This window comes from Staphylococcus coagulans (assembly GCF_022557135.1).
GTDB classification, from domain to species: Bacteria; Bacillota; Bacilli; order Staphylococcales; family Staphylococcaceae; genus Staphylococcus; species Staphylococcus coagulans.
This window is the reverse complement of the sequence record NZ_CP092966.1, coordinates 163,225-189,603: the sequence shown is the minus strand read 5'-3', so window position 1 is coordinate 189,603 and position 26,379 is coordinate 163,225. Positions and strand designations below refer to the sequence as shown.

The following is a 26,379-nucleotide window of genomic DNA, read 5'->3' as shown; positions in this document are numbered from 1 at the left end:
CGAGCGGTTTACTATTTTTAAAAATCACTGTCATTCAATTTTTTATTTTGTTTTAGAATCTTTACGAAATTGATAAAATGCAAAACCCATAAAAGCAATATTTAAAACGATGAACAAAGATAATGAAATAGTAAGATATTGTGTTCTTGAGCTATTTTGTGTTGTTAAAAGCGCAACGATATTCGGTAAGCAAACTAGAAATAAAATGACTGCATAGATTTTTTGTTTCAAAACGACACAGATGAGCATAACTAATAGGAGCAATATCACACCCGTTATATTACTTTGTTGTTGAGTCAATGTAACAATCTCATACAGTGGAAAGGTGTGTGCCAAAAACGCGCCAAATAAAATCAATCCAAATATCAATATACCGCCTATCGCTGCAAAAATATATGTTTTTTTACTATCACCAAAGGTTAAAATCAACTTTCGTATCATATATAAGCCAAGTATCACAGTGATTAAAAAAGTAAAAATCACATTTAAAATATCACTTGCTGTTAAAGTATAAGATTGTTCAAATAAATCGGGTATCGTAAATAAAGCAAGCAAAAATAGGACAAAGTATGCAACGTATTTTGTCAAATGATTGATAAAGGGCAAATGCTTTGAAAACTTGTCAGCATAGGCTTTAATCGGCATATCAATAATTGCATGGACATCTTCACCTTGTTGCTCAGCAGTTGCTAAATGATCTCTTAATTCTTCTTCTATTTCTTCAATTTCTTCTTCCTTTTTACCCCTAAACAAAAGTTCAACTCTTAGCTTAACTAAAAAATCTTCCGACTGTTTGCTTAACATTTCTTACACCCTCCCAAAAAGATGATTCATACCTGTATTCAAATCACGCCATTTTGCTTTGAATTGTTCAAGCTCTTGTTTTCCACTTTCCGAAATCGTATAATACTTCCGCTTCGGTCCACCATTATCCGATTTTCGTGTCGTCGTATGGACATATCCCTTTTTGCTAAGTCGTAATAAGACTGGGTATATACTGCCATCACTAATTTCAGGAAACTGGTTTGCCTTCAACTTTTCTAAAATCTCATAACCATAAGTTTCACCTTGCGCAATTAAACCGAGTATCGCGCCATCTAAAAGCCCCTTCATCATTTGATTCGATACTGACATCGCAATCCTCTTTTCTATCAACTACCTTATAATATAAGATAGTTGAAAATTTAAAGTCCGTCAACCCTTTACAATAAATAAGGAGGTATTGACGGGTGTGATACATCACTTTCAAATTTAACGTCATACATTTTTGTATGTGTAAATGGTACATTTGTACTTAAACAATAAAAAACGGGGCTAGGCATCATGACCCAACCCCTCTACTTTTCGATTACGAATGCAATTATAAGATTAATAAATAAGGATTCTCAATATAACGCGCGAGTATTTTTAAGAATTCTGCTGCCCCTGCACCGTCTAAGATTTGGTGGTCAAAGGTTAAACTTAACGGAATGCGTGACACTTGTTTGACATTGTCATTTTCCAGTACGACCTCTTGGGTTAAAGCGCCTACGCCTAAAATACCCGTTTCACCTAGATTTAATATCGGTGTGAAGTATTCAATACCACTCGCACCCATATTCGTAATTGTGAATGTTGCACCACTGAGTTGCACTGCATTTGTATCGCCCGCTCTCACTGCTTCTGAAGCTGCTTTGATTTCTTTTGCGAGCGCGCCAACACTTTTCGTATCTGCTTGCTCAATGACAGGTACCATCAAGCCATCATCTAAAGAAGTCGCAATACCTAGGCGCACTTCATCATATTCTGTAAGTTCACCTTGCTCATAACGTGCATTCATTGCGCCATAATCTTTGAGTGCTAGAACGACTGCTTTTGCGAGTAAAGCAGTCACTGTGAGTTTAATGGCTTTATCTGCGTCATTAATTTCCTCTGATAATCTATTTTTAAAGTCCAATAAGCGATCGGCATCTACTTTGCGGTGTAGCGTTAATTGCGCTGTATTGTCTAAGCTTTGTCGCATATTTTGCGCGATACGTTTACGCATTGGATTTAAACCATCGCCAATTTGTTCTGCTGAAACAGCTTTAGGCGCAGTGGCTCCATTCGTATCTTGCTCAAGGTCATAACCTTGTGATGCGACTCGTAAAATATCCAGTTTTGTAATACGCTGATTGCCACCTGTTCCTTTAATTCGTGTCACGTCTAAATCTTTGTCTTTAGCCATACGGCGTGCCAATGGCGATATAAAGATGCGTCCTTGATTTGGCGTTGCATTTTCAGAGCGTTTTATCGCTGTCTCTTCTGATGTATTTGATACCTCATCATCAGTTGGTTTTTCATCAGATTTTTCTGCATTTGAACTTTCCGATTGCGCTTCTTCGCCAGACGATGTGTCAGCGTCTACCGCTTCATCTGGGTCACCGATAATACCTAAGACACCTTTAACTTCTGCTTCTTCACCTGCAGCGACTTTTATTTTGAGTAAAGTCCCACTCGCAGGTGCTTCAACATCTTGTGTCAGCTTTTCAGAGCTTATTGTTAAGAGACTGTCGCCTTCTTTTACTTCATCCCCTTCAGCAACAAACCATTCTTCCACTGTGCCCTCTTTCATCGTCATTCCGAGCTTTGGCATGATAATATTTTGACTCATATGTGTCCCTCCTTTCTATGATTTAACCTTTTTTAAGTCTTCAATCAGTTCTGAAGCGACATCAAGCACTTTATCTACGTTAGGTATATACGCTGCCTCTAAATTCGCCGCAAATGGCACGGGTGTATCTGGTGCAGTCACTTTTTTAATTGGACCATCTAAATAATCAAAACCACGATCTCCAATAACAGAAGCAACATCACCCGCAATATTACATTGAGGATTGGATTCATCTATAACGATGAGGCGTCCCGTCTTTTTCACTGACTCTAGGACTGTTTCCTCATCCCAAGGTGACACTGTACGTAAATCGATGACTTCAGCAGAGATACGATCTTCGGCAAGTTGATTAGCCGTTTCTTCTGCGACAGCAACCATTTTACCGATGGCGACAATCGTTAAATCTTCGCCTTCTCTAACCACACGTGCTTTTCCGATTTCAACTGTATAGGGTTCTTCTGGAACTTCACCTTTTTGTCCAAGCAGTGTTTTATCTTCTGAAAAGACAACTAAGTTATCATCTTGAACTGCTGCCATAAGCAAGCCTTTCGCATCATATGGGTTAGACGGAACAACAACTTTCACGCCCGGTATAGCCGCAAACATGTTGTAAAGTGATTGTGAATGTTGCGCCGCCGCACCAGCGCCTGCACCATGCACTGTTCTTACAACAAGTGGAATTTTAGCTTTACCCCCAAACATATAACGCATTTTAGCGCCTTGGTTTAAAATCGGATCTAATCCAAATCCAAGGAAATCATTAAACATCAGTTCTGCAATTGGACGTAAACCTGTCGCAGCCGCACCCACAGCTGAGCTGATTGTAATATGTTCTGCAATCGGCGTATCAATGACACGTTGACGGCCATATTTTTTTGCAAGTCCTTTCGTTACGCCAAACACGCCACCAAACGTATCATCATCTTTAATATGTTCAACGCCTGCGCCCCCTGACACATCCGTACCGATAAGGATCACATTTTCATCTTTCTTCATTGATTGGTCTATTGCTTCATTAATCGCACTCATAAATGTTATCTTACGTTTTTCACTCATGACGATAGCCTCCTTCTATGCAAATACATCTTTGTATAATGATTCGACATCTGGTAAATCACTCTCATCTGCAAACGCCACTGCATCTTCAACTGCTTGTTTGGCTGCTTCTTCTATTTTTTTCGCTTCGTTAGCTGTTAACCATTTTTCTTTAATCGCACGCTTACGAAATGCTTCAGTCGCGTTTTTATCTGCATTGCGATCGTCTGGAGATTTTACCTTTTGTTCGTCGCCTTCAAAGTGACCGTATTTACGATACGTATCGCACTCAATTAATGTTGGACCTTCTCCTTTTTTCGCACGTTTAACCGCTTTTTTAGTCGCTTCCATCACTTCAACAACATCCATGCCATCGACACGTACACCGGGCATATTATATGCTGCTGCACGTTCAGCAATCGTTTCAGAAGCACTCGCATAACGATGGGTTGTGCCTTCTCCAAACTGGTTATTTTCACAGACAAAGATGACTGGTAAATTAAGAATAGACGCAAAGTTCAGGCCTTCATGGAAGTTCCCTTCATTGGCCGCACCGTCTCCAAAGAAACAGACTGCGACATTTTCTTTACCTTGATTCCGAATAGAAATACCTGCACCTGTTGCTAAACCAAATCCACCACTTACAATACCGTTAGCCCCTAACATGCCTTTATCAATTTCGGCGACATGCATCGAGCCCCCTTTACCATGACCGAGACCGTCTTTTTTACCCATAATTTCAGCCATCATGCCATTCAAATCGCAACCTTTCGCGATGGCATGGCCATGACCGCGGTGTGTGCTTGTAATATAATCATCATCTTCAAGTTGTGACATCACACCTGTCGCAACCGCTTCTTCACCTACATACAAATGAACAAATCCAGGAATTTTACCATCACTAAAAATCTTATGCACCTTTTCTTCAAAAGCCCGAATTTCATTCATCGTTTTATAAATCCAGCGTGCTTGTTCTTTTTTCATCATAGATTCCTCCTCTAATCATTTGTCATTGTTGCTTGGAGCAGGGTAACGGTATTCAAATATCTCTGTTCTGCTCCGAGTGTGAATCGGTATACATACTTAAAATTCGTGAATCGCTTTGTTAAAATAACTATCGGCGCTTTCACCAATACCTTCTAGTAAAGCAGGATGGGGTTGAATGACATCTGACAATTCATTTACTGTTCCTTCTGACGCCATGACACCGAGAATTTCACCAATTAAATCGGTCGCATGAGGCCCTACAATAAATGCACCTAATAGTTCTTGATATTGCGTGTCAATGACCAACTTGACGAAACCTTCTGCCTCACCTTTAATCAGCGCTTTCGCATTACCTTGAAACTTCGACGTAGTGACCTTTACTGTATAACCACGTTCTTGAGCTTGAGCTTCAGATAACCCTACCGAAGCCGCTTCTAATCTTGTGTAAATGCATCGTGCCACTTGGTCTTCATTCACTGGATGAGGTTGTTGACCGGCAAGATGTTCTGCCACATAAACGCCTTGTGCACTCGCGACGTGAGCCAACTGATACCCAGGAATCAAATCACCAATCGCATAAAGATGTTTGACACTCGTTTGAAAATGTTCATCCACTTGAATCCATTGCTCTTCGCGTTTTAAATTCAATGCTTCCGCAAGTGCTACATTCGCTTTACGACCTGTTGCGACAAGTAATTGATCGAAATGGATGGGCTCATCTGAAGCCAAATGAATTTTATCTTTTGTGACTTTTTCAATCTCTGCTTGTGTGATGATACGAATGCCTTGGTTTTCGAGATGGGCTTTTAATAAAGTGCGCACTTCGTCAATCTCAGTGAGTAAGATATCTTTTGCCACTTCAACAATCGTCACTTCCACACCTAAATCAGCCATTGATGACGCTAGTTCAGTCGCAATGACACCACCACCTATGACAGCGAGTGATTTCGGTAATTTTTTCATATCAAAAAAAGTATCTGTCGTATCAAAATCCACTTTATCCAATCCTTGAATCGGTGGAATAAACGGACGACTTCCAGTAGCTAACACAATATCTTTCGCTTTAAGTGTGTCACCATTCACTTCTATATGAAGATCTTTATGAAGTTGCGCTTCTCCTTCTATATAAGTGACTTTATTTTTCTTCAGTAATTGTTTGACACCCCCTGTTAACGTTTGGACGACTTGGCTTTTTCTAGAAGTGAGTTGTTTCACATCTAGCGAGAGGTCAGATGACTGAATGCCCCACGCGCGTGCAGTTTGAATATCGTGTACCTTTGTCCCATGTTCAAGTAATGTCTTAGAAGGGATACAACCGACGTTCAAACACGTACCGCCAGCATTAAACTTTTCGATAATGGCCACTTGCTTGCCTAATTGCGCAGCCCGTATCGCCGTCACATAACCACCTGGCCCAGCACCGATTACAATCAAATCATAAGTTGTGCGCATAACGATCCCCCTTTACTTATTGAATACTTCACTGCGAAGTATTTGCTTATATTTAACATAGAAGCAAGAAAAACAATTAATTGTAAGCGCTTTCTTGTTTCTTTATTCTTATTCTACGCCTCATTATTTGAATATTCAACTAATTTAAATCTATATCTTTTAATTAATTTATATAAGAGGAATATCAAACGATAGAATAAGACGCACTTTATACAGTTGAACTTTATAAAGTGTTACTATATAATTTAACTATACAGTTCGACGATATAGTTAAAAGGAGTGACAACATGAAACGCTATCCGCTAGTGCCTCTATCTGAAACGATGCATTATATTCTTTTAGCCGTCAGAACACCCATTCATGGCTATAAAATCATGCAAATCGTCAAAGAAAAAAGTGAGGGAGAAGTCAATATCGCAGCAGGGACATTGTATGGCGCACTTGAAAACTTAAAAAAGCACCAATACATTGAATTAATCAGCCCACCGAAAGAGCGAAAAAAAGTTTATCAAATTACTGAATTAGGCGAACATATTTTAGCAATAGAAAACAAAAGATTATTAAGAATGGCCGAAATCTACAAAAAAGGAAGTGAGAAGCATGAGGAAGTTTAAAATCTTTATGAATCCTATTAAAGAAGAAGCATGGATTAATGCACAACTAGAGAAAGGCTATCAATTAATATCGCATAGTTCATGGGGCGTCTATACTTTTAGAAAGACAGAGAAAAAATATGTGACTAGAATTGATTATCGTTCACTCAACAAAAAGCAGTATGATGAATACATTGCGCTACACGAAGACTGTGGTTGGCAACATGTTTATGGCCATAAATATGGCACTGACAATCAATACTGGCAAAAAGAAAAAGAAGGTCAGGATGTTTTATTTTCTGACATCACATCACAAATCCATTATTTCAAACGACTACAGACCTTTTATTTGTCTATATTGCTTCCTTTTTTCTTTATCCTATTTTTCTACTTAAAAAGTGGCATATTCCATTTATTTTTAACACCTGGTTTGTTTGACATGCCTTTTGACCTGATGTGGAAAGCAATATTATTTGAACTGCCATTTGCGCTACTTAGACTCCTTCCACTTTTAGTCTTGATTTATATTGGGTACCTCATCATTAAAAACAGCATCAAAATCAAAGCCATGGAAAAGAACACATAATAAAAAGGGTGTCATCAATGGCACCCTTTTTTATTCCTGTTCATTATTTCCAAAATAAAGCTTTTACATTAAACCCTACAATAAGAGGCTGTTCATTCTCAGTTTAATTAAAACAAATTAACATAATAGGTCGTTATCAGAACCTACACGAACATCTTCTGTAAAAATCCTTTTTTGCGTTCTTTTAATCCATCAATTTTTTGATTTTGTTTTTCAATTAATTTATCTACTTTACTTAAAAAATCAGTTATTTTTACCATTTCCTCATAATCTGGCAATTTAATATACATGCTTTTCATTATTGACGCTGATAAATTACTTTGAGTGCCTGTTCCTACTAACTTCTCTAGTATTCCTTTATCTCTTATATGATTAAGATAATAATATATGTATTCAACTAAGTTATTATCCTCGAAAACCATATTAAATATTGCTTGACTAGTAGCAACTTCAATTTTATTAATACTTAAATATCCTACTGAAGCATACATAGCATAATTTATTGAATTTACAGGTACTAACCAAGCTGTACTGTTATCAACGCCTTCTTGCGTAATGGATTTTTCAGTATTCATTATGAATTTTCCTTGTTCAGTTATATCACTAATTGATAGAAAAGGCACTTCGCCATTATAATATTTACTTTCTGTTGATTTAGGAGTACCGCCAGCTTTTCCTTTTTTATAAAGATTTCCTAATTTATAACTCTGCCATGTAGGGTATTCATTCCCATTCTCATCTTTAAACCCTAATTGTTGTGAGAAAATCTTTTGCATATATCCCTTTTTCTGTTCTTCTAATTTCGCTAACTTTTGTTCCTCTAATTCAATTTGTCGGTCAAGTTTGCTAAAGAAATCTCCTATTTTCTGTTGCTCTTCTAAATTTTTTGGCAAACTCATTTTTAATTTCTTAATATCATTATTGTATAAATGAACAACAGATTTTCCTTGAGCATATCTAGCCAAGCTTAATTTATTCACACCATTTATTGATAAAGAAATAAAACATCCGTCATAATTAGGTTTAGGAGTCATAATATTTATATCCCCACCAACATACACTTCTTGTTTTGTATTTATCGTTGATGCAGTAGCTATGTCAATTGCTGTTTCTCCAGAAGATGGTATAAGAATTTCATTTTCATTGCCTTTTTTTAAATTTTTAGTGTCTAAATCAGTTTTGCTATAAATTTCTTCTATCATTTCGCCATACTTAGTATACAACTCGCCATATAAAATACAGCTAGCTCCCTTTTTACTTAAGTCCCCTTTTGAAATAGATTTACCTTTAGAGAAATTAGAAATATCTTCTAACTTCTTCTCGTCCCACTCTCCCTCAAACTCAGGAAATCTTAATTCAGGTATATTTTTTGTTTCATTAGTCATGCATCTCAACCCCCAATTGTTTGAGGTAACCTGCAATTTCTTTTTCTAATGATGCAATTTCTTCATCCACTGCTTTGATTTCTTGCTGAACTGCCTCTAAGTCAACAGGCTCTTCCTCTTCAAAAGTATCCACGTATCTTGGAATATTTAGGTTATAGTCATTCTCTTTAATTTCATCTAAAGTAACAACGTGACTGTATTTCTCGATGTCTTCACGCTTTAAGTACGTTTCGACAATTTTATTCACATCTTCATCTGAAAGATGGTTTTGATTTTTCCCTTTTTCGAATGATTGTGATGCATCAATAAATAAGACATTTTCATCTTTTTCACGACATTTTTTAAAAACTAATATCGCTGTAGGGATACTCGTACCGAAAAAGAGGTTTGCTGGTAACCCAATGATAGCGTCTAAATAGTTTTTTTCTTCAATGAGATACTTTCTAATTACACCTTCTGCAGCGCCACGGAAAAGCACACCGTGTGGTAAGACAACCGCCATTGTACCATTGTCATCTAAGTGATAAATCATATGTTGAATGAAGGCAAAGTCCGCTTTTGACTTTGGTGCTAATTTACCATAGTTACTAAAACGCTCATCATCTAAAAATGATGGGTCTGCGCTCCATTTTGCGCTGTATGGTGGGTTAGCAACCACCGCTTCAAATTTTTCTTCCAATACTGCTGGATGTTCTAATGTGTCACCATTTTCAATAGAGAAATGACTATAGTTCACATCATGTAGCAACATGTTCATTCGAGCGAGGTTGAATGTCGTACTATTATATTCTTGACCATAATAGTGTCTTACATTTGCTTCTCGTCCTACTCTCAATAATAAAGAACCTGAACCACAAGTAGGGTCATAAACATTTTTTAAGTCCTGTTTATTAGCAGTTACGATTTTAGCTAATATTTTAGAAACTTGTTGAGGTGTGTAGAACTCTCCTGCCTTTTTACCTGCTGTTGCAGCAAATTGGCCAATCAAGTATTCATATGCATCCCCTAACATATCAATTTCAATATCACTATGCACAAATGGTAAAGTGGATAGGTTCATCATAACTTTAGAAATTAATTTTGTACGTGCAGCGTTTGTATTCCCTAGTCGTGAGGAATTCAAGTCCATATCATCAAAGAGATGATCGAAATCGTCTTCACTCTCTTGGCCTCTTGTAGAAGTTTCAATTTTACTGATAGCTTTATGCAAGTCCTCTATTTCAAATATTTGATTCTCAATTTTTTTAATTAAAGTGCTAAATAAGTCTTGTGGTTCAATCACATAACCGATACGTTCTAATAATTCTGCTTCTAATGCTTCTTTATAATCTTCATTTTGCCATGCTTGTTCATAAGTCATGTTTTCTCCCTCAAGTAAAACATCAACTTGAACTTCTGTTTTTTCAGACAAAAAGCGATAAAAGATTAAACCTAAAATATAGTTTCTAAACTCACTTGCATCCATATTCCCACGCAAATCGTTCGCAATACTCCATAATTTTTTCTGTAATTCCGCTTGTTGTTGACGTTGTTTCTCCGTAATTGACATATTAATGTTCCTCCCTAAATAAAATCGCTCTTAAATAAGTATCCATCAGATGTTCTCTTTTAGCTTTTAAATATTTTAATCTCACTCTGCTATGTGCTAAGTTTCCTATTAATTCTTGCTGATGCATACGAGGCAACGGTATTTCTAATGCTTGTAACTGCTTATGTGTCATTTTTTTAATCATGCTTCCACCTTGTTGATAAAGCTTGATTTGTTTTAATGCTTTCGGTGAATGGTTTAACCAATACACAAGATAGCGTGGATAAACGCTTTCTCTGTCTACTTCAATATGTGTATAGTTATACGGTAAGATTGCCCCTGAATACTTTGAACTAACAATGACACATTCTCCAGTAATCATATTGAAAACGATCTGTCCTGCTTCAATACATTTCGCATTATGCCCTTCTTCCAAAGTGATCATTTTAGGCTGAGTTGGATGCCAGGTATATTTACCTAAATCCTCGTCCATCATGTTCTGGTCATAAATCATTATCGGCGTGCCAAGTGCATCTGTGACGGGGGTTAAGCGATTGATAATCGTCCCACTGTGATATCGGATTAATGGTTTGATTGCACTCATCTCCTTGAAGTTTTATTCTACTACATGAAGTATACAACTAAAAATAACTGCAGTAAAGTAAAACTACAGTTATTTTTTAAATTTATTCTGTGCTACTATATTTTTGTGCTGTTTCCATAACAAAGCTTTTGATTTTATTCGCTGTTTTCGTTCTTGCTAAAAACCCACCTTGGTTCTTCAATCCTTCATCAATAGTATTTTTATTAATACTGCCACTGTATTCATACTCTTCGATAATATGACCTAACAATTGAGAAGGGTATGCTTTATCTTCCGCAAATGCTTCAATTTCTTTATGCTTTTCAGCTTCTTCATATTGATAGTAAGCTTCATTCACATCTGTACCTTCTTTTAATGTTGGCACAACTTTATCTAAAAATTGACGAATTAAATCCGCTTTCAGACGTAATTGTTCATCATCAGCACGATCCAACAGTTGGTGAATTTGTTTACGATTACGTTCTTGTTCGACTTTATCCTTAAGTTCAATCTGCCCAATTAAGTTCATAATGTATTGGACATTGATTAAATCATTTCTAAGAATTTCTACCTTAAAGTCAATATCCTCAAGGATAGAAGCCCCCTCAGACTCTTCTTTATTATTTTTCACTACTTTTTCATATAAGTTTAAATATTTACTCTTATAATCTTCAAAGGTTTGCTCGCTAATTCCCACTTGTTCTTGTGTAAATTCAAATTCTTCAAATGTTTTTAACTTTAACAACAAGCTTGCCAAAGCTCTAAATATCAATACAAATTCTTTTTGGTCATCTTCTCGCTCTAACTGATCTACATCAGCCGGTGTGATAACCAGCGCAAATAATTGCTTCAATATTTCCTTAAAGTCAGCTAAATATTCTTCATATGAGCCACTGAGTACAGTATCTGTATTATCAGTTTGTGAAAAGATTTCTATCGCTTGATCTGTTTCCACTTTCAAGTCACGATAACAAACAATATTACCATAAGGCTTTGTTTCTTTTTCAACACGATTCGTTCTTGAATAAGCTTGAATCAAATTGTGATATTTTAGATTTTTATCGACATAAAGCGTATTCAATTTTTTACTATCAAATCCTGTTAAAAACATGTCAACAACGATAAGAATGTCTATTTTTTCCCCAGGTATCACTTTCTTCATCTTTTTAGAGACATCAGAGAAAAAACCATCAAAATAATCCGTGTTGAAGTTTGTCCCAAATATTGCATTATAGTCTACCATGACGCGATCTAACATTTCTCTTGAATGTACAAAATCTTCTTGTTCATTTGAATCTTCGTTAGGTTGAAATGTAAAAATCGTTGTCACATTTAAATGGTGTTTCCCTGCTTCTTTCGCTTTTTTAAAAGCTTCATAATAAGCAATTGCCATTGGGATACTTTGCACCGTTAGCATCGAAGTATAATGACCATTTCTCGTTTTTTTAGCATAGTTTTCAATGATATGATCAGTAATTTTACTGATTCTTTCTTCCGCCATCCATACTTCTTTTTCATTGATTTTACTAACATATTCTTCTTTTAAGTCTTTTTTAGGGTCAAATGTACGTGCGTAATCTACAGAAAAGCCCAGAACATTACCATCTCTTATCGCATCTTTAATTAAATAATGATGCAAGCACTTGTCAAAGATGTCTGCAGTGGCACGGCCATCTTGGCTCTTATTCTCCTCAAAACGAGGTGTGCCAGTAAAGCCAAAGTATTGTGCATTTTTAAAATGTTGTTTAACTGAGCGATGCATGTCGCCAAATTGACTCCGGTGACATTCATCTATAATAAATATGACTTTGTCGTGTTCGTACTGGTCCATGACTGGGTCACTCGATTTAATCGCATGCGCCATTTTTTGAATAGTTGTCACGATTAAAGGTAACGTGGCATCTCCTAGTTGCTTTAACAATTTACGCGTACTGTCTGTTAAGTCAACAGAATCTTCTTGGAATTTATTAAATTCAGCCAACGTTTGACTGTCTAAATCTTTTCGGTCTACTAAAAAGATGACCTTCTTAATACCTTCCTGTTGTGACAAGATTTGACTTGCTTTAAAAGAGGTTAAAGTTTTTCCACTTCCTGTCGTGTGCCAAATAAAACCATTGTTATTAGTTTCAAGCGCACGTTCTATCAATTTTTCAACCGCATACACTTGATATGGACGTAAAGCCATAAGAATCTTATCGGTCTCATTAACAATCATATAGCGACTGATCATTTTAGCGAGATGACACGGTTCTAAAAAGTCCTCAATAAAATGCTTCAAATGATTAATTCTTTCATTTTTTTCATTACTCCAGTAGAACATATGACTCTTCAATATCGTTAAATCACTATTCGCATAGTAGCGTGTTTCCATCTTATTGCTAATCACAAACAGTTGGATATATCTAAATAAGCCAGTAAAGTTTTGTTTACGATAACGTTCTACCTGATTAAATGCTTCTGAAATAGCGACACCACTGCGCTTAAGTTCGATTTGAACTAATGGTAAACCATTTATCAAAATTGTCACATCATATCGACTTTTATAAGTATCTTTCACACTCACTTGATTTGTGACTTGAAATTTATTTTGGCACCATTTATTTTGATCAAGGAAACTTAAATAAACAACCGTTTCATCGTCTCGTTTAAGTACATACTTATCCCTTAAAATAACTGCGCTATCAAACACAGATTTACCATTAATATCTGTAATCAAACGATCAAACTCAGTATCCGTTAATGGTTGATGATTGAGTGCTTCTATATGACGCTCATTAATAATTGCTCTAAAATTTTGTAACATTTCATCGTGTGTATGAATATTTAATTGTTCATACCCCATCTGAGTTAACTGTTTTAATACATCGTTCTCTAACGCAAATTCACTTTGATATGCCATCCAGACTCAAACCCTCTCTATTTAAACCCTGACTTAAATTTTTTATACAACAAACACACACCAATAACAAATAAGATAAATATCAGAACTTCTCCTAACAGAAGTGCAAAAATATAAAGTAATACTACAATAATTATGAAACTAATTAACACAGCGCATGCAAGAATGAACCACGGCCCCGCTGCATATGAAATTTGATCACTATCCTCACCATAGTAATGGCGATCGAAAAATCTCTTGATCGGTTCTCTCACTATCAATATGCATCGTATTAATGCGTACATTACTACCCCAAAAGCAATGAAATAGTAAGGAATAAACACAATAATGTACAAAAGACTTTTAATTAACTCAAATAATGCTTCCATCTTACATCTCCAAAACGATTTATTTTCTAACCTCGTATGGTGACTTGTATAATAAATTGACGCTTTATTTTAAATTATAGCGCAAAACACATTATTTGTGTCATTTCCTTTCATTTTACCTTTTTAAGAGAAATCCGATTCCTTGTTGACAAAAAAGAGAATAAAGCCGGGCATCATCGCAATATGAAGTTAATGATTTGTAAAACAACATGCGATTTCTTTATCTTTTAGTTTTGTCGTGTATGATTCTAACTGTAACAGCGAATATGCCTATAAATATGACAAGGATGAACAAGGCTGTATTAATCATCGTTTGATATTGTTCATTATGCACAAAGATAGAAGTCACAATAATCGTTAAAGAAATCAAAATAAGTATCGTTGTGATAATATTGTATATTTTTTTCATTTTTACCACACCTTTATTAAGGGTATTTAACGATAAGTTTATAACATTTTAAATCAAGAAAAAAGTTGTTGTTTTAATAAAGACCATCGCATAAAAAAGATAGACATTAAAAAGGCTCGCTACCTAAAAAATCAGGCAACAAACCTTTAACGTGATGGCTTACAAAAGTTTTCCTAATACCATATTCTAGTTTTTACATATGATTATAATGATATTTCACCAAATCAAAGAATTGATGCATATCATATCCCCATCTTGCATAATACGCTATTGGGTCAACGTGTGTCGTACCACCCCAATATTTTCGAACGGCATTGTGACTAATGATGGAACCTACGCCTTCTTGATCGTCAGCGAGTGTTGGTGTTAAATGATTTTGTTTTAACATATACGCTGCGAGCCACGCTTGGTTATTGACCGATCTTGCAAAATCATCAAAAGTATACATTCTGACAACTTCGATTTGGTAAAAATACGGGTTGGCTTGTTTGCCTGCTCCCCAAACGTAATATTGTGATGGCGCAGTGAGATGAATTTCTTGATTGTCTACAAAGGCATGTACAAACGCTCTTTCATATGTAGCGTACATTCGATCGACCCATTGTTGAAGTGTCCGATTATCTTCACCCACTTCATGAATTACCACCCCTATATAAGTTCCATATCGATATGGTAAATGGGGCAAAGTATTCATTCTTGGGTCTTTCACAATTTTTGAGTGTGGCAGATGATGTTCTATTATATATTGATTAACATTGGGGTAATAAAAGGGAGGTAATGTGCGATTCTGTTGATCTTGCTGCGCGTTTTCAGTGGCAGGTGCATTGTTTTCAGTCGCATTTTGACTCGAGCTATCCTTCTCATCATGATTCATTAACATCATTGTTGGGGCTGCTTGAGCAACGGTTGAAGAAGGTAACGGTCTGGAAAATAAACTTCTGGCATAAGTCGTAGGGGTAAAAACCATTGGCATGAGCAACAATGTGAGAGACGTCGATAACACAGAAAACATTTTCAGCATAAATACCACTCCTTCATATTATTTTTTAATAATTAATAAATCATATAACTTATTTATATTAATTATATTACGATAAAACAATATAAAGTCAAGTGTTTAATGATTATAAAAGTGTAATTTTTATGTGTATTCATCTATGCGTAATCGTTTAATTTAAAGATGCTAAAATACGATTTAAAGCGATTTCCAATTGTTCGACACTCTTTTTCACTTTTTTGATTTCGCCATGTACTTTAGCATCTGTGAAGATATTATCCCACCAAACATCATACAGTTGATCTTTTTCACTATTTGAAATCGCTAATACTAAATCCTCATTCATATCTTTAAGCATAGGCACTGTGTTTTGCAATTGCGTTTGTAATTGCGATAGATGCGTATTCATTTTTTTAATCTTTCTTCTTTTGAAATAGCTATGGATTGAACTATTTCCTAACATATCAAAACCACTCCAAATACGGACGTCCTTGATTAACTTTTTTACTTTTTGTACCTCTACCAATGCGTCTTCCACTGCATTCTTCACTTCCACAACTTCATGTTGTTTCATATGAAACACCCTTTCTCATCTGCTATCTTTCTACAATTCACTATTAATCCAATCATATAATAATCTGCTTTATTTTGACAATAAGCAGTCACACTTCACACTGTTATTAAAAAGTGCAAAATGTGACCGCTTCAACATTTGAAATGATTGAAGTTGTGTCAATGGTCGTTGCGCGCTGACCTACATAAAGATGATTATTTCAGTAATGTCGCAACATCGACTTCAATCAGTGGCGTTTGTGTACAGGGCGCTGCTTGGCAAAGTTGAATCATCAAAGTATCTTTAATCTGTGTTTGAAATGCGACAGGTTGTCCGTGAAAATATAGGGGTTCTAATACATTATTTGTCACAACACCTTCTGATAGACCTTTGCCTGTCAGCTTGGAATAGGCTTCTTTTTGCGTCCAAATCATATAAAATTGTGTTTCGTTATCAATCCATTGTGATTCTTCATTTGTAAATTGCATTTTCAATCGTTGCCATTCAATCGGACTGAGATTTTCAATATCTAAGCCAATCTCACTTTGATCAAATGCACAAGCGACATACGTGCCGCTATATGACAAACTGACAAATACCGGTTGTGGTGTGTCAATATAAGGCTTACCATAGGCACCAAATTTAAACTGCCAATCTAAAGGATCAAGTTGATACATCGTTTTTAACCCATAATGCACGAGTAATTCGCCAATACAGTGCTGATTTTCATTACTTTTATAGTGGTGTTTCGTATGATTTCTTTTAAACAGAAATTGTTTATGCGCAAGTTGTTTCGTTATGGCTGTGGTCGTCTTTTCTAAGTTAACAATTAATATCATTACATTTCACCTACTTGAATGTGTCGTTAAGTCTTTGTTGCCAACGGGCTAACCATACTTCTGATAGTTCTGACCAGCTTAAATCCAGTGCGTTCATGACAGACTGTGTAAAATCTTGCGTGATAATGGCAGGTTTCAGCTTATCATCGTGATGCATTAAACCCACCCATGCATAATAACCTGCATCATGTACATATTGATCAAATGTTGCGTCATCCACCACTTTAATTGTGCGATTTGTTAGCTTTTCGAGCATCGATTGCATTGTATATTCATGGTTATTCGTAATATGAAAGATGTTGTACGTGCTTTGTTGGATTTCCGCGAATTGTACAATCATCTGTGCCGCTTCATCAACAAACGAAAATGAAATTGGTGTTTGTGCCACAGATACCCCGATCTTATCGAGTTGAAGTAAGTCATGCATAACGATAGAAAAGCGATTTGTTCGCATATTTTTCATAATAATGTTGCCATGTCTACTGCTTGTTAAGTTTCCTACACGCATCATTTTCGCCTTTAATCCTTCTCGCATGGCTTGTAATACTTCAAGCTCGGCATAAAATTTACTTCGTGCGTATGGTGACGTAATCTGTTGGTTTTTAAAAATAGCTGTTTCTGAGAATTGCGTGTCTTCTTGCTCTTCAGAAAAGGCACCTGCCACACTGAGTGTAGAAATGTAAATCAGCTGAGCTTGAGCTCGCTTGGCTAAGGCGATTAGCTGTGCTGTACTTTTGACATTAGCTTCATAAAAGTCTTCATCTTTGCCAAAATGGTCTGTTCGCGCCGCCGCATGAATAATCGTGTCGATAGACGTAGCTAACTGTGTGAAATCTTGGTTTGTGTCGCCATATATGATGTCAACGTTGTGCATCATTTTTTCGCACGTCGATGGCTCAAAATAATGATTCAAATTGTCGATTAAACGGTCACGGGCTTGTGATTCGCTTTCTGCCCGAATAAGACAATGTACACGTTGTTGGCGCTCAGTTATTTCATAAAGTAAATAAGCATCTAAAAATCCTGTAGCACCTGTCAGTAACACTGTTCCTAAAGATTGTTGTGACACTTTTGACAAAGGCGTTTGATTGGTCGCAATCATCGTTTGCAAGGCGTCTATATTTCCCGGGACATTTAATTGTGTCGATTCGCTTTGATTTAACAACGCACGGATGGTTCTGTATTCATAAATAGCCTGCATCGACGTTTCAATTCTTTTGTTTTTCAGCAACATCACAACTTTCATCGTCGCAAGTGAGTTACCACCGAATTCAAAGAAATCATCATCAATGCCAATCGGGCTCACATTTAATACTTGTTCGAATACATCGATATATTGCTGTTCTTGTTCATTTCGTGGTGGGGTCAACGTACGGACTTGTTGTGAATCCGCAGCAGGTAAAGCTTTCGTATCTAATTTGCCATTAGGTGTTAAAGGCAATTGATCCAATTTGATGAACACCTGTGGCACCATATACTGTGGCAACTGATCTGTGAGTGCACGTCGTATCACATCAGCTTGCTCTGTTTCAGCTACATAATAGCCCACTAAAAATGGATGTGCACGCGTACGATCCACTGTGACCGCACTATCCAAAACACCTGCGATTTGGTTCATTTGATTTGTAATTTCTTCTAATTCAATACGATAGCCATTCAGTTTTTGTTGTTGATCAATGCGACCTAAAAACTCAATCTCACCATTATTTAAATAACGCGCTAAGTCACCCGTGCGATATAATTGTCCATCGCCCCAAGGATGCGGAATAAATGCTTGTGCATTGACTTCAGGACGGTTTAAATAACCTTTTGCTAAACTGTCACCCGCAATACAGAGCTCTCCAGGCACACCCACGCCACATAGTCGTCCTTCAGACATGATATACACTTGTACATTCGGGAGTGGTCGTCCAATTGGGACACGTTGTAATACAGAATTGCCGTCATCCATCCATGCCGTTGTAATCACTGTGGATTCGGTTGGCCCATAGGCATTGACATACATTTCACAATGCGGTCGAACCCTATCAACAAGTTCTGGTGTACTCACAGAACCTCCTGTCACTAAGCAACGTAAATGATAGTCCTTCATCATCATGCACAGTTGTGCGGGGATTGAAGCAACAGTGACATGTTGTGTACGGAGACAGTGTTCTAAAGCAAAAATATCCTTTCTTTCTCGTTCAGAAGCAATCACTAAAGGACATGCATTGAATAATGCACAATAAATCTCCATCACAGACGCATCAAATACAATATTGGCGTATTGTAATAGCACATCTTGAGACGTCAGTTGTATATGTTGAGACCAACCTGTGACTAAGTTCATTACATTACGATGTGTGATTTGTACGCCTTTCGGTTGACCTGTCGTTCCAGATGTATAAATCATATACAATACATCGTTCGCTTCCACGTGTTCACTTGATTGAATCACTTGCGCATCATCTTCTCGTATGACACAACTTCTCACATCCGAAGTGGTCACAGTTGTAGAGTGTGATGGCGCATTCGTTAAGATATGTTTCACTTCCGCATCTTTCAAAATAAAGTCAATCCGTGATACCGGATAATCTGGATCAATCGGCACATAAGGACAACCCAGCCATGCCGCAGCAATCATACTTTCAATCATTTCTGGGCCCCTTGTCACGAGAAGCGCCACACGATCTCCTTTACGACAACCTTGTTCGTACAAATGACGCGCAATAGCTAATGCACGTCGATATAACCTATGCATCGAATGATGTTGGTTGTCAAAAATCATCGCTGTAGCCTCTGGTTTTTGTAGCGCCAACTGTTCAATTCGGCTGCCGACAGTCTCCTGCTTAGGATACGCCATCGGTTGTGGTGTCACATGTGTTTCAACCCACTGACGCATGTTGGGTTGCGCAATTGGCAATTGGCCAATGCGTAATAAGTCTTGATCCAATATTGTCTGGATCATCACTGCAAATTGATCACACATATGTTGGATTGTTTCTTTTTGAAACAGATCTGTCCGATATTCAATATTCCAAACAAATTGATGATGCGCTTCTTCAATAATGAAAGATAAATCAAACTTCGCTGTGGTACTTTTCGGTGGTTGATGTGTGAGTCGACTATGACCAAAATGCGCATGATGCGCTTCATTGTTTTGACGCACAACGATGACATCAAAAAATGGGTGTCGTGATGCATCACGTTGCGCGATTAATTCATCAACTAAGACAGAAAATGGATAGTCTTGGTGCGCATAAGCCGCTAAACTCATCGTTTTCATTTCATCTAAAAATGTCAGCCACGGTTTATTGTGTGTCGGTTGACCTTTGAACACAACACTGTTCGCGAACATCCCTAACATGCGTTCCGTATCTGGATGTGTCCGCGCACTCATCACACTTCCTAACACAATCTCCTCTTGACGACTGTATTGGCTTAATAAAACCATAATGACACTCATAAAAAACATAAAGTCAGTCACATCATGTTGTTGGACATACTGTCTAATTTTGTGGCTTAGCCCTTCATCTAACTGCCATTGATACATATCCCCCTCTGTTGATTTGACGTGAGGTCTTGGATAATCCAGTGGGATCTCTAGCGTTGGAGATGTTTCTGCTAATAATTGATGCCAATACGCTTGATGGTCTGTCATGTCACGTTGTTTGAGCCATTCACTGTAATCTTTATATTGATGCGTCATCGCAGGCAATGATTTATCTTGATATAGTTGACTCAGCTCATCTAATATGAGGGTCTGACTCATGCCGTCGTTAACACTATGGTGCGTATCCATAAATAAAAAGTCATCTTCTGGTGTTTGAATATAACGTATACGTAAAAGCCGGCCATGTTCTAAATCAAATGGCTGTACCATACGTTCTACCAATACTTGAGGATCGTGCTCATCTAATGTGACGACTTCAAAGTCAGGTGTATAACAGTTTTGAATATATTGATAGACTTGTTGATTTTCCATTCCGAATTGTGTTCTTAAAATTTCATGCCGTTCAATCAATTGGCTCACCGCATGACGTAATTTCGCAATATCTAGCGGGGCACTTAATTGCCATATAAATGGAACGTTATAAACTGTATCATCCGGGTTCAACTGCCATAAGAAATACATGCCACTTTGCGCCGCACTCGCAGGATATGCTTGCTGATTCGATGTGACGATAGGCATTGCTTCTGAATGTGTTTCGGACACGTCTTCTAAACGCGCTGATAATAAGGCCACCGTTGGATATTTCATCAAATCGCCTACTGTCACGGACTTATGCAATTCACGTTCGATTCGGTTCACGACTAAGGTTGCCTTTAACGAATGTCCTCCTAATTCAAAAAAGTGATCGTGAATGCACACACGTTCAATATGCAACACTTCTTCAAAGATTTGACATAAAAGTTGTTCCATTTCATTGCGAGGCGCTGCATAATCACTTTGAAGTCGCGTTTCGGGATTAGGTAAGGCTTGCGTATTCAATTTTCCGTTAACAGTCATCGGTATTTGATCAATGCGTTGGAAAGACAACGGCACCATATAACTCGGCATTTGTGCAGTGAGCGTGGTTGTCATCGTATGATTCGAAATTTCTTGTTCTCCTTCATAAAATGCATAGAGCTGTTTATCCCCTTCTATCTCACGTGTCACGACAACCGCTTTATTAACGCCATGGATACGCTCAATGGCACGTTCAATTTCTGTTAACTCGATACGAAATCCTCTTATTTTAACTTGTTTATCTAGTCGTCCTAAATAATCGATTTCACCATCAGGTTGTAAACGAACCAAATCGCCAGTTCGATACAATTTTCCAGTGCTAAACGGATGATCGATAAAACGTGATGCTGTTAATTCAGGGCGATTGAGATACCCTTTCGCTAAACCTGCACCACCGATACATAACTCGCCCGGGACACCGACACCACAGCGCTGTGTTCCTTGTAAAATATACAGATTCGTTTCCCGTATAGGCTTTCCAATGGGTATGCGTGCAGGAATGGTTTCAGGCATTGTATAGGTCGTTGTAAAGGTTGTACTTTCAGTAGGGCCATAACCATTAATGATTTGAGGATGCTTTGGTCGCTGATGTAGAAGCTCAACCCACTTCCGTGTCAGCGCTTCACCCCCAACTAATAAATAGGAGAGCGGTTCAAGTGCTTCAACGCGTGTGCTCACAGTCGCATTAAACAGTGATGCCGTTAGCCACATCGTATTAATCTCATATTTTCGAATCGCTTGTCCGAGCGCTTTTGGATTTAACAATTGGTCTTTAGACAAGATGACCAATTCGCCCCCATTTAATAAGGCACCATAGATTTCAAAGGTCACCGCATCAAACGCAATGGTCCCAGATAACAGAATTTTTGTCGTTTCATCTAATGTGACATAATCGACTGCTTTAACAAGACGATCGACACTCTGATGCATAATACGTGTGCCTTTAGGTTGACCTGTCGTCCCAGACGTATAAATCACATACACATCATCATCACTATGATTAACGACAGGTACTGCAGCATCACTGCCAACCTGCAAATCTTTCAATGACACAGTTGGCACCGTCGTATTCAATTCGACTTGATGTAATACTAATAAAGCCGGTTGCACATCTTTTAATATATATTGAATCCGTGCTTCAGGATAATCCGGATCAATCGGTACATACGCAGCGCCAGACTTCACAATACCCAAAACCGCTACAATCATCTCCATACTGCGTTCTGCCATCACCGCGATATAGTCATTAGGCTTCACCCCACGCGCACGTATTTGACGTGCGACTTGGTTCGTCAGCCAATCAAGTTGTGCATACGTTAAGCTGTCGTTTTCAAATCTAACTGCTATTTTGTTGGGATGACGTTGGACTTGTTCGGCAAACAACTCAGGTACCGTCGCAAAAGTCTCAGATTCTGTTCGCAACAATTGTTGTAATAGCGCCTCGTCTTGGTCTGTCGTCATTAACGAAAAGGTGTTCATTGGCACTTCTGGACATGTCACACCTTGAAGACATAAATGACGAATCAAATTTGCATACGTTTCAATTGTTAAATCATCATACTGATTGTGGTTATATAACATCTTTACGACATAACCATCCTCGACTTCTTGAACATATACATCGAGCGCTGCTTCGGTCTCCATCGGTTTTAAGCGTTCAGCTTCACAAAATTCACCTGCAATTTCAAACGTATAGTGAATAGGTTCTGAATGAATTAACGTTTCAAACGGAAAACCGGTACGTGCCTCGATTAAATCTGTTAGATGTAGTACCTCTTCATCAACAATCGTGTTCATTCGACTAGAGAGCTGTGTCTTGAACTGTTGATAAGAAAGAGTACGGTCAACATGAAAACAACCCGGTAAAATCCGTATACGTGGCCCAATCGCCTTCCCTTCATCAAATGATGGGGTTCGTGTTGTCGTTAAACCGACATGAACATCATCACTACGCCCAATAAAGTGATTCGCCAGTATGATACCGCTATAAATATCATCAAGATTCACTTCATCATGTTGAATCTTAACCATTTGCCATTGTGTATGGTGTTGATCCGTTAAACTTTGAACAGGCATATAGGCATGATACGTATCTCTTACACCTTGATGACTTTGCCATCGTTGCAGTTGCATCTGAAACGAAGGCAATCGGCGTAATTGATGCATTTGTTGAATCAATTCAGTAAAACTTTGAGTCAAAGTGATCGAGTGAAAAGGTTTTTCATAATAGTGACTCAATTGACTTAAAAAAATAGGCATTGAAGCCGCATCAAAAATAAGTGGACTCACATTAAATTGGAGTAGTGTACAATCGGTCAAGCAAATGATTTTGAAGGTGAAAAGCGGGGCAGTTGTAGGAAGTGTTGAATCAAATGGATTTTGTTCCAAATCACTTTCAAGGTCTAAATCTGATGAAACACGATCTTCATGAACCACTTCAATAAATGGCGCAAATTGACGAATCTGATATTTCAACTCACCTTCTACATACTTAAAAGAGGCCCTCAGTAATGATTGGGTTTGTACTAACTGTGTCAACGCATATAATAATCGTTGCACTTCCATACTTTTAGGTAAGTGCACCACATACGTATGTGGTGGTATAGATGGGTCTCGATTGAATAAATCTGGCCCATAATGTTGTGTGATCGATGCATTTTCATAAAGCACCATAAAATCCCTTCTTCCTCAGTGATATGAAGCCATAAAATGGATTACATTGGTATCATAAAAACTTTATGTCACATTTACAATTCAAAATAAATAATTTTATATAAATTTAAAGTAAACGAAAAATTAAATTAAAATTCTATACATAACGATAACATTCAAATCAGTTATTAGAGGTTTAAATCAAGGACGATCCATCCTTTCAGAATAGCTTATCAACGAAAACTGGACTTAATAATTTTGATAAGCAGCCTAGACGTCTATTTTAGAAACAATATTTCACTATAAATTAAAAACAAAGAAATTTCATTGCATAAGGTGAACCTAAGTATTATAATCGACTTATAATTATGTAAGGGCTTTCAATAAAGATTGCGCATTTCTCAAAATATATTGTGTTGGAGGAAAAGATTATGTTCGGGTTCTCAGTATTTTTAAACAAACCGCTATCTTCTGAAACAAAACAATACATCGAAAAGATGGCTCATTCTGGGTTCACAGGCGTTTTCACATCCCTGCATATACCAGAAGATAATAACACTCAGTATCGCAAACGCTTAATTGAATTAGGTAATATTACCAAATCATTAAATTTAGATTTGATGGTTGATATATCTGGCTCATCATTACAAAAAGCTGGTTTTTCTATGAGCAATATTAATGAAATACGCTCTATTGGTGTAACAGGTTTACGTGCTGATGATTATATTAGTAATAAATGTATAGCTCAGCTATCAAATAAAATAACGATTGCTTTAAATGCTTCAACCATAACTGAAAATGACATTCAAGAACTGAAATTAGCTAATGCTAACTTTGATCAATTAGAAGCCTGGCACAATTATTATCCTCGACCTGAAACTGGACTAGATGAAGAGTGGTATCGTAAAAAAGCAAAATGGTTAAAAAGTTTTGGTCTTAAGTCACAAGCATTTGTTTCAGGTGATAATAACTTACGCGGCCCTCTATATCAAGGTTTACCAACGCTAGAAAAACATCGTGACTATCATCCGCTTGCCGCCTCCCTCGACTTATTATCTGATACAAACAAAATTTTTATAGGTGATTCCGGTATTTCTGACACTGTAATAAAGCAATTTGCTAACTATATACAAGAAAAAAATATCTTATTGCATGTAGATCCATTTAATAATCAAATCGATTTTACTCTAGGAGAACATATAAATCGCCTCGATGAATCAAGAGATGTGATTCGTAGCGCATATTCCCGCAAGAAAAAAATTTCGAATATTAAACCTTTACTTAATATCAAACGTGACACTGGTTCAGTAACAATTGATAATTCACTGTATTTACGGTATATGGGAGAAATTCAAATTGCCAAACGTTCTTTACCAGCAGATGAAAAAGTTAATGTAGTGGGGCAAATCAGTCAAAATGATCGGTGTTTAATTCCACATATCAAAGGTGGTCAGAAATTCACATTGCAAAAAAATGATATTGAAAGTGAGGGCTAAAATGATTAATTTAGATAACTTAACAACAGAACTAAGAAATGAAAATAGCTACAATCTAGATGAAATGACTATCAGTCAAGCACTAAAAAAGATGAATCAGGAAGATCAAAAAGTGGCCTTAGCCATTACTGAACAATTAACTCAAATTGAAAATTTGACAGATGCAGCAATTAAAACTTTAAAAAATAATGGTCGCTTAATATACATGGGTGCCGGTACTAGCGGTAGATTAGGCGTATTAGATGCCGTAGAATGCGTACCAACTTTTGGAGTAAATTCTGATATGGTAATAGGATTAATTGCTGGTGGAAATAAAGCAATGGTTTCTGCAATAGAAGGCATAGAAGATGATATTGACCAAGGTAAAAGCGATTTAATGCACCTTAATCTGACAGCAAAAGATATGGTTATAGGCATTACAGCGAGTGGTCGGACCCCCTACGTCATTGGTGGAATAAATTATGCCCAATCTATAGGCGCACATACTGGCTCTTTATCATGTAATAAAAATTCAGACATAAGTAAGTTCGCAGAATTACCAATTGAAATTGACTGCGGACCAGAAATTTTAACGGGTTCAACACGTTTGAAGTCAGGAACCGCGCAAAAAATGGTTCTTAACATGATTTCTACTGTCAGTATGATTGGAATAGGAAAAGTGTATAAAAATTTAATGGTTGATGTTAAGCCAACGAATAAAAAATTAATAGAGCGTTCTAAAAGAATTATTATGCAAGCAACGGAAGTGGATTACGACACAGCAACACGTTACTTTGAAGAAGCCAATGAAAACGTAAAATTAGCTATTGTTATGATTTTAACAAACTGTAATAAAGAGGAAGCGACACAAAAATTAGCCAAAGCAAACGGGTTTATCAAAAATACGATTTAAATAA

Annotated in this window: 19 protein-coding genes; 4 read left to right on the top strand and 15 right to left on the bottom strand. The window is 37.1% G+C overall.

Annotation, left to right across the window (positions count from 1 at the left end):
• Nucleotides 1-42 precede the first annotated feature (42 nt).
• The 6 genes from KM149_RS00835 to lpdA form a co-directional block, all read right to left on the bottom strand.
• Nucleotides 43-804 carry a hypothetical protein gene (locus KM149_RS00835; RefSeq protein WP_214970508.1) on the bottom strand — a complete coding sequence of 254 codons (762 nt, stop codon included), beginning with the start codon at nucleotides 802-804 and terminating at the stop codon, nucleotides 43-45.
• A 3-nt stretch (nucleotides 805-807) separates the two neighbouring features.
• Nucleotides 808-1,134 carry a PadR family transcriptional regulator gene (locus KM149_RS00830; protein WP_103356156.1) on the bottom strand — a complete coding sequence of 109 codons (327 nt, stop codon included), beginning with the start codon at nucleotides 1,132-1,134 and terminating at the stop codon, nucleotides 808-810.
• Nucleotides 1,135-1,360: 226 nt separating this feature from the next.
• The gene (locus KM149_RS00825) at nucleotides 1,361-2,632 is read right to left on the bottom strand and encodes a dihydrolipoamide acetyltransferase family protein (protein ID WP_241415458.1); all 1,272 of its coding nucleotides are present in this window, start codon (nucleotides 2,630-2,632) and stop codon (nucleotides 1,361-1,363) included.
• A gap of 15 nt (nucleotides 2,633-2,647) precedes the next feature.
• Nucleotides 2,648-3,688, bottom strand: a complete 1,041-nt coding sequence (locus KM149_RS00820; RefSeq protein WP_182281236.1) for an alpha-ketoacid dehydrogenase subunit beta — start codon at nucleotides 3,686-3,688, stop codon at nucleotides 2,648-2,650.
• A gap of 15 nt (nucleotides 3,689-3,703) precedes the next feature.
• Entirely contained in the window at nucleotides 3,704-4,651 is a 948-nt protein-coding gene (locus KM149_RS00815) for a thiamine pyrophosphate-dependent dehydrogenase E1 component subunit alpha (protein ID WP_165545314.1), read from the bottom strand.
• Between the two features lie 99 nt (nucleotides 4,652-4,750).
• A complete protein-coding gene (lpdA, locus tag KM149_RS00810; RefSeq protein ID WP_241415457.1) occupies nucleotides 4,751-6,106 on the bottom strand; it encodes a dihydrolipoyl dehydrogenase in 1,356 nt (451 codons plus the stop codon).
• A gap of 287 nt (nucleotides 6,107-6,393) precedes the next feature.
• Here lpdA and KM149_RS00805 point away from each other — a divergent pair, with 287 nt between their 5' ends.
• Both KM149_RS00805 and KM149_RS00800 read left to right on the top strand, forming a co-directional pair.
• Nucleotides 6,394-6,720, top strand: coding sequence for a PadR family transcriptional regulator (locus tag KM149_RS00805; RefSeq protein ID WP_182361884.1), 327 nt, complete (start codon nucleotides 6,394-6,396; stop codon nucleotides 6,718-6,720).
• Entirely contained in the window at nucleotides 6,707-7,285 is a 579-nt protein-coding gene (locus KM149_RS00800; RefSeq protein ID WP_241415456.1) for a DUF2812 domain-containing protein, read from the top strand. Before KM149_RS00805 ends, KM149_RS00800 begins: the two co-directional genes overlap by 14 nt.
• Nucleotides 7,286-7,428: 143 nt before the next feature.
• Here the strand turns inward: KM149_RS00800 and KM149_RS00795 are convergent, their stop codons facing one another.
• From KM149_RS00795 to ausA, 9 genes are all read right to left on the bottom strand, one after another.
• On the bottom strand, nucleotides 7,429-8,670 hold the full coding sequence (locus KM149_RS00795; protein ID WP_241415455.1) for a restriction endonuclease subunit S: 1,242 nt from the start codon (nucleotides 8,668-8,670) through the stop codon (nucleotides 7,429-7,431).
• The gene (locus KM149_RS00790; protein ID WP_214970514.1) at nucleotides 8,663-10,219 is read right to left on the bottom strand and encodes a type I restriction-modification system subunit M; all 1,557 of its coding nucleotides are present in this window, start codon (nucleotides 10,217-10,219) and stop codon (nucleotides 8,663-8,665) included. Before KM149_RS00790 ends, KM149_RS00795 begins: the two co-directional genes overlap by 8 nt.
• A gap of 1 nt (nucleotide 10,220) precedes the next feature.
• Nucleotides 10,221-10,802 carry a restriction endonuclease subunit S domain-containing protein gene (locus tag KM149_RS00785; RefSeq protein WP_241415454.1) on the bottom strand — a complete coding sequence of 194 codons (582 nt, stop codon included), beginning with the start codon at nucleotides 10,800-10,802 and terminating at the stop codon, nucleotides 10,221-10,223.
• A gap of 82 nt (nucleotides 10,803-10,884) precedes the next feature.
• On the bottom strand, nucleotides 10,885-13,680 hold the full coding sequence (locus tag KM149_RS00780) for a type I restriction endonuclease subunit R (RefSeq protein WP_241415453.1): 2,796 nt from the start codon (nucleotides 13,678-13,680) through the stop codon (nucleotides 10,885-10,887).
• Nucleotides 13,681-14,268: 588 nt separating this feature from the next.
• Nucleotides 14,269-14,457: a hypothetical protein gene (locus KM149_RS00775; RefSeq protein ID WP_060829209.1), complete on the bottom strand. Its 189-nt coding sequence runs from the start codon at nucleotides 14,455-14,457 to the stop codon at nucleotides 14,269-14,271.
• Nucleotides 14,458-14,650: 193 nt separating this feature from the next.
• Nucleotides 14,651-15,478, bottom strand: coding sequence for a peptidoglycan recognition protein family protein (locus tag KM149_RS00770; RefSeq protein ID WP_241415452.1), 828 nt, complete (start codon nucleotides 15,476-15,478; stop codon nucleotides 14,651-14,653).
• Between the two features lie 148 nt (nucleotides 15,479-15,626).
• Entirely contained in the window at nucleotides 15,627-16,028 is a 402-nt protein-coding gene (locus KM149_RS00765; protein ID WP_241415451.1) for a hypothetical protein, read from the bottom strand.
• Nucleotides 16,029-16,222: 194 nt separating this feature from the next.
• Nucleotides 16,223-16,846: an aureusimine biosynthesis 4'-phosphopantetheinyl transferase AusB gene (gene ausB, locus KM149_RS00760; protein WP_241415450.1), complete on the bottom strand. Its 624-nt coding sequence runs from the start codon at nucleotides 16,844-16,846 to the stop codon at nucleotides 16,223-16,225.
• A 10-nt stretch (nucleotides 16,847-16,856) separates the two neighbouring features.
• Nucleotides 16,857-24,008, bottom strand: coding sequence for an aureusimine non-ribosomal peptide synthetase AusA (gene ausA, locus KM149_RS00755; protein ID WP_241415449.1), 7,152 nt, complete (start codon nucleotides 24,006-24,008; stop codon nucleotides 16,857-16,859).
• A 410-nt stretch (nucleotides 24,009-24,418) separates the two neighbouring features.
• On the opposite strand from ausA, the gene KM149_RS00750 reads away from it, so the two are divergent.
• The gene (locus KM149_RS00750) at nucleotides 24,419-25,483 is read left to right on the top strand and encodes a DUF871 domain-containing protein (protein WP_241415448.1); all 1,065 of its coding nucleotides are present in this window, start codon (nucleotides 24,419-24,421) and stop codon (nucleotides 25,481-25,483) included.
• A gap of 1 nt (nucleotide 25,484) precedes the next feature.
• A complete protein-coding gene (murQ, locus tag KM149_RS00745; protein ID WP_214970559.1) occupies nucleotides 25,485-26,375 on the top strand; it encodes an N-acetylmuramic acid 6-phosphate etherase in 891 nt (296 codons plus the stop codon).
• The last annotated feature ends 4 nt before the right edge of the window (nucleotides 26,376-26,379 follow it).